This window comes from Rhodoferax sp., assembly GCF_018063565.1.
Classification (GTDB): Bacteria; Pseudomonadota; Gammaproteobacteria; order Burkholderiales; family Burkholderiaceae_C; genus Rhodoferax.
On the sequence record NZ_JAGPBB010000106.1, the window covers coordinates 1 to 10,193 of the forward strand.

General features: G+C 58.6%; 10 protein-coding genes. 7 read left to right on the forward strand and 3 right to left on the reverse strand.

What is annotated here, in order from left to right; translation table 11 throughout:
* The coding region (locus tag KBF66_RS17045) for a thiamine pyrophosphate-binding protein (protein ID WP_296660122.1) at positions 1-878 on the reverse strand (878 nt) is incomplete at its 3' end.
* A gap of 127 nt (positions 879-1,005) precedes the next feature.
* Between KBF66_RS17045 and KBF66_RS17050 the strand changes: the two genes are divergently transcribed.
* Positions 1,006-1,854, forward strand: a complete 849-nt coding sequence (locus KBF66_RS17050; RefSeq protein WP_296660127.1) for a 3-hydroxybutyryl-CoA dehydrogenase — start codon at positions 1,006-1,008, stop codon at positions 1,852-1,854.
* Between the two features lie 62 nt (positions 1,855-1,916).
* On the forward strand, positions 1,917-2,447 hold the full coding sequence (locus tag KBF66_RS17055; protein WP_296660132.1) for a GNAT family N-acetyltransferase: 531 nt from the start codon (positions 1,917-1,919) through the stop codon (positions 2,445-2,447).
* A gap of 14 nt (positions 2,448-2,461) precedes the next feature.
* Here the strand turns inward: KBF66_RS17055 and KBF66_RS17060 are convergent, their stop codons facing one another.
* The gene (locus KBF66_RS17060) at positions 2,462-3,580 is read right to left on the reverse strand and encodes a beta-ketoacyl-ACP synthase III (RefSeq protein WP_296660135.1); all 1,119 of its coding nucleotides are present in this window, start codon (positions 3,578-3,580) and stop codon (positions 2,462-2,464) included.
* A gap of 126 nt (positions 3,581-3,706) precedes the next feature.
* On the opposite strand from KBF66_RS17060, the gene KBF66_RS17065 reads away from it, so the two are divergent.
* Positions 3,707-4,615, forward strand: a complete 909-nt coding sequence (locus KBF66_RS17065; protein ID WP_296660138.1) for a DUF808 domain-containing protein — start codon at positions 3,707-3,709, stop codon at positions 4,613-4,615.
* 83 nt (positions 4,616-4,698) lie between these two features.
* Positions 4,699-7,581: a bacteriohemerythrin gene (locus KBF66_RS17070; RefSeq protein ID WP_296660141.1), complete on the forward strand. Its 2,883-nt coding sequence runs from the start codon at positions 4,699-4,701 to the stop codon at positions 7,579-7,581.
* A gap of 19 nt (positions 7,582-7,600) precedes the next feature.
* Here the strand turns inward: KBF66_RS17070 and KBF66_RS17075 are convergent, their stop codons facing one another.
* The gene (locus KBF66_RS17075; protein ID WP_296660144.1) at positions 7,601-8,071 is read right to left on the reverse strand and encodes an SRPBCC family protein; all 471 of its coding nucleotides are present in this window, start codon (positions 8,069-8,071) and stop codon (positions 7,601-7,603) included.
* Positions 8,072-8,162: 91 nt separating this feature from the next.
* Here KBF66_RS17075 and KBF66_RS17080 point away from each other — a divergent pair, with 91 nt between their 5' ends.
* The 3 genes from KBF66_RS17080 to KBF66_RS17090 all read left to right on the forward strand — a co-directional run.
* Complete coding sequence (locus KBF66_RS17080) at positions 8,163-9,143, forward strand: tRNA-dihydrouridine synthase (RefSeq protein WP_296660147.1); 981 nt, start codon at positions 8,163-8,165, stop codon at positions 9,141-9,143.
* A 60-nt stretch (positions 9,144-9,203) separates the two neighbouring features.
* On the forward strand, positions 9,204-9,563 hold the full coding sequence (gene clpS, locus KBF66_RS17085; RefSeq protein WP_296660151.1) for an ATP-dependent Clp protease adapter ClpS: 360 nt from the start codon (positions 9,204-9,206) through the stop codon (positions 9,561-9,563).
* Between the two features lie 80 nt (positions 9,564-9,643).
* On the forward strand, positions 9,644-10,193 hold a 550-nt coding region (locus KBF66_RS17090; protein WP_296660155.1), incomplete at its 3' end, for a Clp protease N-terminal domain-containing protein.

A 10,193-nucleotide genomic window follows, 5' to 3' on the forward strand; every position in this document is an offset into this window, starting at 1 on the left:
TCGATCTTGGTCTCGGACACCGCAAAGTTGGTGTCACAGATGATCTCGCCCAGCAGAAACAGCCCGTCAGAGCTTTCCACCAGTTGCGTGACTTCCGGAAAACCCGCCACGCCCATGTAGGTGCCCACCAAAGGAGCGTCCTGCTCGGCCAGCAACCCACGGCCCATAAAGCTGGTCACCACGGGTAGCCCAAGTCGGCGTGATAGTGCTGCAACCTTGTCTTCAAGCCCGTAGCGGCGCACTTCCACACCGGCCATCAGCACCGGTGACTTGGCCCTTGCGAGGGTTTCGAGGATTTCATCGACACAGGCGTTCAACGCGTCCTGATCGACCAACGGAGCAACCAGGGGCAACACCTCGGCGCAAGTCACCCCCACCATGTCACGCGGAATTTCGATGTACACCGGCTCCGAGTGGCGCAGGCAACTTGCCAGCACGCGGGCGATGTCCGCCGGTGCGCGCGCCGCATCGTCCAGACGCACCTGGTCGCAGGTAATCTCCTTGAAAATCTGAAACTGCGAATCCAGAGTTTTGGCCTGATGGTGCAGCAGCAGGCCAGAGCGCGATTCGCCCTTGCCCGGCCCGCCCGAGAGCACCACCAGCGGCGACTTTTCGGCGTAAGCGGCGGCCACCGAATTGATCATGTTGAGTGCGCCAGCGCCATACGTGACTGCAGCCACCCCCAGCCCGGCGTTGATGCGCGCTGAGGCGTCGGCCGCAAACCCCACTCCAGGCTCGTGGCTCAGGGTGTAGAGCGGCAGGATCTTGGATTCTTCGATGATGCGGAAATAGGGCAGGGCAAAGTCGCCGGGAATGCCAAAAATCTGTTGTGCACCATGCTTTTTGAGGGCATGCAACAACTGTTCGGTGAGGTTCATGTTGATTCTTCGAAAAACGGTAGATGTAGCTGAATTATCGCGTTGGCGGCTCACCAGCGGACCTTGACGAAGCAGGGATATGGAATGGACTCGCTAACATCGGTGCATCACCAACAAGGAGTTTTTCATGAGCATCAACACAGTCGGAATTGTGGGCGCGGGCACCATGGGCAATGGCATCGCACAGGCGTGCGCGGTCAAGGGGTTGCATGTGGTCATGGTGGATATCTCGGACGCGGCGGTGGCCAAGGGGCTCGCCACGGTGGCGGGCAGCCTGGAGCGGTTGCTGAAAAAGGACAAAATCAGCGCCTCCGACAAAGACGCGGCGATGGCCCGGATCCAGGGCAGCACCGATTACGCTGACCTGAAGGGGGCGCAACTGGTCATCGAGGCGGCCACCGAGAATCTCGACCTCAAAGTCAAGATACTCCGACAGCTCGACGCACTGCTGGAACCCGAGGTGATGGTGGCCACCAACACCTCGTCGATCTCGATCACCAAACTGGCAGCCGTCACCTCGCGTGCGGACCGTTTCATTGGGATGCATTTCTTCAACCCGGTGCCAATGATGGCACTAGTGGAGATCATCCGTGGCCTGCAAACCAGCGATGCCACCCACGACGCGGTGCACGCCATGGCCTGCGCCTTGGGCAAGACGCCGATCACCGTCAAGAATAATCCGGGCTTTGTCGTCAACCGCATCCTGGTGCCGATGATCAACGAGGCGTTTTTTGTGCTTGCCGAAGGCCTGGCCACCGCTGAGGACATCGACGCTGGCATGAAACTGGGGTGCAACCAGCCGATTGGCCCCTTGGCCCTGGCCGACATGATTGGACTGGATGTTTGCCTGGCCGTGATGGATGTGTATGTGGCCGAGTTTGCCGATAGCAAATACCGCCCTTGCCCCTTGCTCAAGGAAATGGTGGCGGCCGGTCGTCTGGGTCGCAAGACCGGGCGTGGTGTGTACGCCTACTGAGTTTCGGCGACAATCGTTACCTGTTTGTTGATTTGCCGGGCGCTGACCCGGCTCTTTTTTGCATGTCTGATTCCACCGAGATTGAGGTGCGCCCCGCCATCCAGCGCGACGCCAAAGCCATTGCCGAAGTCCAGGCCAGCGCCAGCCAGGCGGCGTTCAAGGCGTTGTTTCCGGGCGAGCCGATGCCCGAATTTGACAGTCTAAAAAAGAGCCAGTCGTTCTGGCGCGAGGCCATTGAGTACAGCGAGCCACAAGTGCAGGTGGCGGTTCGTGGCAATCAAGTCATTGGGTTTGTGGGCTACGACCGCTCACGGGACCCCAAAACACCTCCCACAATGGGGGAAATCTGGGCCATTTACGTGCTGCCTGATTGTTGGGGACAGGGCGCAGGTTTGGCGTTGTGGGATGCGGCGCGAGAGGGCCTGATCGACGAAGGCTGCACCCAGGTGAGCGCCTGGCTGCCCATGGGATATGAACGCGCTTTGCGTTTTCACGATCTGGCGGGTTTCAAACGCGAGATGAACAGCATCAAGACCGTGCCCTTGGGCGCGGTCAAGATTGAAGAGATTCGCGTCCGGCGCGAGCTCAAGTAAAAGGCGATACCGCCCTAGAGTCGGCGCAGTACGGCGCTGCCGATCGAGTAGCCCGCGCCAAAGGAGCAGATGACACCGGTGTCACCGGTCTTGAAATCGGCGTGGTGCCGGTGAAAGGCGATGATGGAGCCGGCCGAGGCGGTGTTGGCAAACTCGTTGAGGATGACCGGTGCGTCATCGGCACTGGCGTCGTGCCCCAGCAGTTTTCGGCCGATCAGTTGGTTCATCGCCAGATTGGCCTGATGCAGCCAGAATCGCCGCACATCGCTGGGCACCAGGTCGAGCGCAGCCAGATGGGAGCTCATGTGCTCGGCAGCCATTGGGCAGACTTCCTTGAACACCTTGCGTCCTTCCTGGTAGAACAACTGGTCGCGGTCGTCCGGGTTGCGGTCTTCGCTGCGCGACATGAAGCCGGCGTTGTTGCGGATGTTGTTGGAAAACTGGGTCTGCAGTTTGGTGCCCAGGATCTCAAAAGAACCGGGCGCGGCGCCCTCCAGTCGTTCCACCAGAATCGCCGTGCACACATCGCCAAAAATGAAGTGGCAGTCGCGGTCCTTCCAGGCCAGGTGCGGCGAGGTGATCTCGGGGTTGACGATCAAAACCGCCCTGGCGGAGCCGGTCTTCACGGCGTTGGCTGCCATTTCAATGGCAAATGTGGCGGAGGAACAGGCCACATTCATGTCAAAACCAAAACCACCCACTCCCAGCGCATGCTGAATTTCCACCGCCATGGCAGGGTATGCGCGTTGCATATTGGCTGCAGCGCAGATCACACCGTCCACATCGGCGGCGGATTTGCCGACCTGTTGCAGGGCGTCCGTTGCGGCGGCCACCGCAATCTCTGCCATCAACGACAGGGCGTTGTCCGGGCGCGGCGCAAAACGTGGGCGCATCCGCGTAGGGTCGAGCACGCCGGTTTTTTCAAGGACGTAGCGCTGGTGGATGCCTGAAGCCTTCTCAATGAACTCGACGCTGGAGTGGGGCACCGGCGTGCGGCTGCCCTGGGCAATCTCGGTGGCGTGTGCGGCATTGTCCAGATCGGCAAACCGGTTGAAGGTGTCCACCAGCTCGGCGTTGCTGATGGTGAATGGCGGCACAAACAGGCCGGTACTGCTGATACAAACGCGCTGCATAAAGACACTCTCCAATTTTGCTGGGCCACCATTATCGAACCTGTCTGGCCGATCACCCGAGGCAGAGGATCAACGACAATGCGCCATAAAAAAGGCTTTCGTCTTAAATTCCCGGAGTTGAATCTGATGGCCAGTAGTTTGCTTGTTTTGTTGGATGACATCGCCACCGTGCTGGATGACGTGGCGGTGCTGACCAAAGTGGCTGCCAAGAAGACGGCTGGTGTACTGGGCGATGATCTGGCCCTCAATGCACAGCAGGTCACTGGCGTCAAGGCTGATCGCGAGCTGCCGGTGGTGTGGGCGGTTTGCAAGGGCTCGTTTGTCAACAAGCTGATTTTGGTACCGGGTGCCCTGTTGCTCAGCGCTATAGCGCCGTGGGCCATCACGCCGCTGTTGATGGCCGGGGGGCTGTTTTTGTGCTTTGAAGGTTTCGAGAAAGTCGCCCACAAGTTTTTGCACAGCGCTAGCGAAGACGCTCAGGCCCACCATGCGCTGGTGCAAGCCCTGCGTGATGAGTCGGTGGATGTGCTGGCGCTGGAAAAGGAAAAGATCAAAGGTGCCATCCGCACCGACTTCATCCTGTCGATCGAGATCATTGTCATCACCCTGGGAACTGTGGCGGCCAGTCCGTTCATGACCCGGCTCACGGTACTGGCCGGTGTTGCCGTGCTAATGACCGTGGGGGTGTATGGCTTGGTGGCGGCCATTGTGAAGATCGACGATCTGGGGCTGTTGCTGAGCCAACGCAGCTCTGCCCTGGCACGCACAGCCGGTCGCGGGCTGCTTTGGCTGGCACCCTGGCTGATGAAGGCCTTGTCATTTCTGGGCACACTGGCGATGTTTCTGGTGGGGGGCGGCATTTTGGCCCATGGCTGGCACGACGTTGGCCATTTGTTGGAGTCGTTGAGCGCTGCGACGGGAGCCTTGGCTCCGCTTACCAATATGCTGCTGACGCTTGGTGTCGGGCTTATGGCAGGTGCTGCCGCGTTGGGTGTGGTTTCGCTGGTACAGCGCATCAGGGCCAGAGTGTCATAGAGTTTTAGTCTCTAGCGCCTATTGGGTAAGCGTTCTTTGCTACTGCATTGAATAGCATAGCGCTATCTTGAAGTCGTTTTAGCATGTTGACCAACACCGCCATTGATATCTTTCCCTGGGACGACAATTTCAATACTGGCCTTCTCGAAGTGGATCAGCAGCACCGCAAGCTGGTCGATCTGCTCAACAAGTTGGCCAGTCATGTCGCCTTTCGCGATGATCTGAGCCAGTTGAATGCGGTGTTTGAAGAGTTGTCCGCCTACACCGTCTACCACTTTGAAACTGAAGAGGCCATCTGGCACCGGTATTTTGCAGACGATGTTTCTGAGATCAAGCACCGCGCGACACACGCCCAATTTGTCGAGAAGGTATCGCGTCTCAAGGCAGATCAGAACGCACGGCCCCTGGCACAGGTGGCTGAAGATGCTCTAGGTTTTCTGGCACGCTGGCTGGCGTCGCATATTCTGGAAACCGACCGCTTGATGGCGCACACCGTGCTTGCGATTGAAAGTGGTTTGCCACTGGCCGCAGCCAAACAGCGCGCACAGGAGCAGATGGGCGGTGCCACGCGATCTCTGATCGACATCATCCTGTCCATTTATGGCACCTTGTCCAGCAATACCCTGCAATTGATGCGTGAACTGGCGCAGCATCGTCAGGCACAGACCGACTTAAACCGCGAGACTGAAAAAATCCGCACGATCCTGCGCTACGCCAGTGACGGCATCCATATTCTGGATGTTGAAGGTAAGGTCGTGGAGGCCAGCAACTCCTTCTGTACCATGTTGGGTTACACCCCTGACGAGGTGATTGGCATGCATGTGACGGGATGGGACGTTGGTTTTCCGCAGGCTCTGCTGGGTCCGTGGGTTCAACGTTTGTTTGCAGCGGACAAACAGTCGGTTTTCGAGACACGTCATCGGTGCAAGGACGGCCGGGTGATCGATGTTGAGATCAGCAGTTCACCGGTTCGGGTGGACGGGCAGGATCTGTTGTTCAACTCTTCGCGTGACATCACTTTGCGCAAGCTGGCCGACGCTCGCGTTGTTGAGAGTGAAGCCAACTTCCGCGCGTTTTACAACAGCATTGAGGACTTTTTGTTTGTGCTCGATCTACAGGGCAACATCCTGTTCGTCAACGACTATGTGAACCGCCGGCTGGGCTACCAGGAAGGTGAGCTCGACGGTGTCGCGGTGTTGCATGTGCATCCTGAGGATCGGCGCGAGGAAGTGATGCGTATCGTTGGGGAGATGCTGGCCGGAACCACGACACATTGCCCGGTACCGCTTTGCGCCAAAACCGGCGAATTGATTGCGGTGGAGACGCGGGTGGTTCCTGGCCAATGGAACGCGCAAGCCGCCTTGTTTGGATTGGCCCGGGATATGACCGAGCGTGTGCGAGCTGAGCGACAACTTGAAGTCGCGCGTGCCGAAGCGGAGGCGGCAAGCCTGGCCAAGAGCCGTTTTTTGGCCACGATGAGCCACGAGATCCGCACACCCATGAATGGCATTCTGGGCATGGCCCAGTTGCTGCTGATGCCAGGGCTGAGCATCAAGGAGCGACGGGATTACGCGAACACCATTTTGGCCAGTGGCCAGACCCTGATGGTTCTGCTCAATGACATTCTGGATCTGTCCAAGGTTGAGGCCGGGCGGTTTGAACCAGACGCCAGTGCATTTTGTCCGGCTGAGCTGTTGACCCATGTGCAAAGTCTCTTCGCAGGGGCGGCCAGAACCAGCGGTTTGCAGCTCAATGGCACTTGGCAGGGTGCACCGGGACAACATTACCGCGGCGATGCCTTGCGTCTGCGCCAGATGTTGTCCAATCTGGTCGGAAATGCCATCAAGTTCACGCCACACGGACGGGTCGACATCCTGGCTACAGAGCTGGCATCCGACACACAGGGTGCCTTACTCGAATTTGTCGTCCAGGACACCGGGATCGGCATTGCTGCCGACAAGCAGCACCTGCTGTTTCAGCCCTTCTCGCAAGCTGACAGTTCCACGACGCGGCAGTTTGGCGGCTCCGGCCTGGGTCTGTCCATCGTGCGAAGTCTGGCTTTGGCCATGGGCGGAGAGGCGGGTGTGGAAAGTCGGGTGTCGGAAGGTTCGCGCTTCTGGTTTCGGGTGCGGGCAGAGCGAGCACAAGGGCCTTTAGTGGCAATGCACACCGCTGCATATGGACCTGGGGCTGGCTCGGCGGAACCAACAGTGGCGCCCCATGCCGGCTGCAGCTTGCATGGCCATGTGCTGATCGCAGAAGACAACGCGGTCAATAGTGCCGTCATCGTGGCTCTGCTGGGCAAGTTGGGGTTGTCCCATACCCTTGTGCCCGATGGTCAACAAGCCGTTGCGGTGCTTCAGCAAGGCTTGCGCCCCGACTTGGTGTTGATGGATCTGCATATGCCGGTGATGGATGGGTACACCGCCACGCAGGTCATTCGGCAATGGGAGGCGAGGCTTCATTTGTCCCATCTACCCATCATTGCGTTGACGGCCGATGCTTTTGAGGAGGATCGCCAGCACTGTTTAAGTGTCGGTATGGACGATTTTTTGACCAAACCACTCGATAGCGCTGTGCTGCAGACCGTGTTGCGGCAATGGCTGAATCGGGCCGTGGAGCAGCAATCCGCCAATCGGCCAGATGCCAGTTCAGCGCCTGCGCTGCGGGCGCAGGTGCGCGAGCAACGCCTGGAACCTGTGTCAGAGTCCACCCGGGCGTTGGCCGACCAAGTTCTTTCGCAACTTGAGCCCCTGCTGAAAATGCACAAATTTGATGCACTGGATTGTTTTTCGCAGCTTTTGCCGTTGCTGGGCCAAAGCAGGCTGGCTGCTGATGTCGCCACATTGGGGCAGTCCATCAACGCCTTGAGCTTTGATTCAGCCTTGCCCCTGGCCAAAAGGCTGCAGCAGAAGTTGCGAGAGGCTGCCACCTTGAGTGGCGCACAGCAAACTCAGGCATCCTGACAGGCGCACCAGCAGGAACTCAGACTTCACCACCGAAGTGCTTGGTCAGGTTGTCAATGTATTGCTCAACCATCTTCTCAAATTCGGCCTCAACCACCGGTCCAACCACCATTTTCATCAGACCTGGCAAGGGCAGTGTGAGCTCGCCTTCGGAATGAAAAGTCAGGTGTGTGGACTTCTTCTTGTCCACAATTTTCCAGTTGCCCGATACCAGCGCGTTGCCGACGCCTGGCACGGGTGTCCACACCACGCTGCCTTTGGCCTGGTTGGCGACATACTTGGACGCATAGATGGTTTGCAGGTTGACCTGTGCCAGCCCGATTTTGGCCATTTCCCAGCGGTAAACCCCGTCACCCATGTCAATCAGTTGGTCGACCTTGGGGAAAAAACTGGCCGATTTGGGTACGTCGGACAAGGTGGAAAAAACGGTTTGAAAGTCGGCCTTGACGGCAAATTCGTAACCCAGATCGATGTTGACTTTGATGGCCATGGGGTGTCTCCAGTGGTTTGGTGTTGGTGTCCGAGCCGCTAATGTAGTGAGCCGACGCAGCCCTGTCAAAGGCCGCGACAATCGTCGGGTCATGAACCCCAATGTTCCCACGCACCTGTTGTTGGCCCCAATGGAGGGGTTGCTGGATTTTGTGTTGCGCGATATCCTGACTCGTGTCGGCGGCGTGGAGCGCTGCGTGTCCGAATTCATTCGCATCACCGACAGCCTGTTGCCCGAACGCGTGTTGCTGCGGTTAATGCCGGAACTGTTGCACGACAGCAAAACTGCCAGCGGGGTGCCGGTGCGTCCGCAATTGCTCGGTTCTGACCCCGCCTGTCTGGCCGACAACGCGGCCCGACTAGCGGCCATGGGTGGTGCCGGTATTGATCTGAACTTTGGCTGCCCGTCCAAGGTTGTGAATCGGCATCGCGGTGGCGCTGCGTTGCTCGACGACCCCGAGCTTTTGTATCAGATTGTCAGTGCCGTGCGGCGCGCCGTGCCTTTGCCGGTACCGGTCTCCGCCAAAATGCGGCTGGGTTTGCATGACGATGCCCGCGCCGAGGCATGTGCGCTGGCGATCGAGGCAGGCGGTGCCAGTGAGCTGGTGGTGCACGCGCGCACCCAAGTGCAGGCGTATCGCCCACCCGCCTATTGGCACCGAGTGGGCGAAATTCGTCAGGTGGTCAAGCTTCCCCTGATCGCCAACGGAGAGATCTGGAATGTGGCCGACGCCCTGGCATGCCGCGAGCAGTCGGGTTGTCACGCGTTGATGCTTGGGCGTGGCATGGTGGCACGGCCAGGCCTGGCGCTGGAAATCGCTGCGGTTGATGCGGCCATGCCAGTGCCGGGGCTGGACTGGTCGGGGTTGCTGCCACTGATTGCGGACTTCTGGCAACTGGTGAAGCTGCATCTGACGCCGCGTCAACAGGCAGGTCGACTCAAGCAATGGCTGTATCTGCTGCAGCGCAGCTACCCGCAGGCGCAGCATGCGTTTGCGTCGGTACGCACGCTGCACGATCCGGCTCAGGTTGAGCTCTGGCTGATTAATCACGGGGCAGCGCTTGAAAACTGAGTGATCGCCGGCATTTCACTGATGCATGTGAAGCCAATAGCGGCCCGATAGAATGAAAGCATGGCCAGCAAACCTCCTCAACCGATTCCTCAGCGCCCCATCACGCCACCCGAAGACGCGGGAGGCGCGGTGGTGCTGGAGCGCCGTACCCAGCGCACCCGACCACCCAGAATGCACCAGGTCGTGATGCTCAATGATGACTACACCCCAATGGAGTTTGTGGTGATCGTGATTCAGGAGTTTTTCAGCAAGGATCTGGAGACCGCCACGCAGATCATGCTGAAAATTCACCTTGACGGGCGCGGCGTGTGTGGTGTTTACACCAAAGATGTGGCTGCCACCAAGGTCAATCAGGTGCTGGACGCCGCCAACAAGGCGGGGCACCCCTTGCAATGTGTGTCTGAGCCGGTCGATTCCTGAGTGGGTAATTCCTTTTGTCGCCGTGCCAAAGTGAATTCAGATTAAAGTCAGTCCCGAAACAAAGCTATTTAAGGAATCTCATGATTGCCCAAGAACTGGAAGTCAGTCTGCATATGGCCTTTGTTGAGGCACGCCAGCAGCGGCACGAATTCATCACCGTGGAGCACCTGTTGCTGGCTCTGTTGGATAACCCGAGTGCCGCCGAGGTGTTGCGCGCCTGTTCTGCCAATATTGATGATCTGCGCAAGTCGCTGGTCACCTTCATCAAGGACAACACGCCCCAGGTGGCTGGCAGTGACGACGTGGACACCCAACCGACGCTGGGTTTCCAGCGTGTGATCCAGCGTGCCATCATGCATGTGCAGTCCACTGGCAGTGGAAAAAAAGAGGTGACAGGCGCCAACGTGCTGGTGGCGATTTTTGGCGAGAAAGACTCTCATGCGGTGTATTACCTGCACCAGCAGGGGGTGACCCGACTGGATGTCGTGAACTTTATAGCCCATGGCATCAAGAAGAGTGATCCGCCCGAGCCGACCAAGGCCAGCGAGAACCCGGCTGAGGCTGAAGAAGGCGGTTCGGAAAAGAACGAAAAGGCGTCGCCACTCGAGCAATACACCCAGAATCTCAATC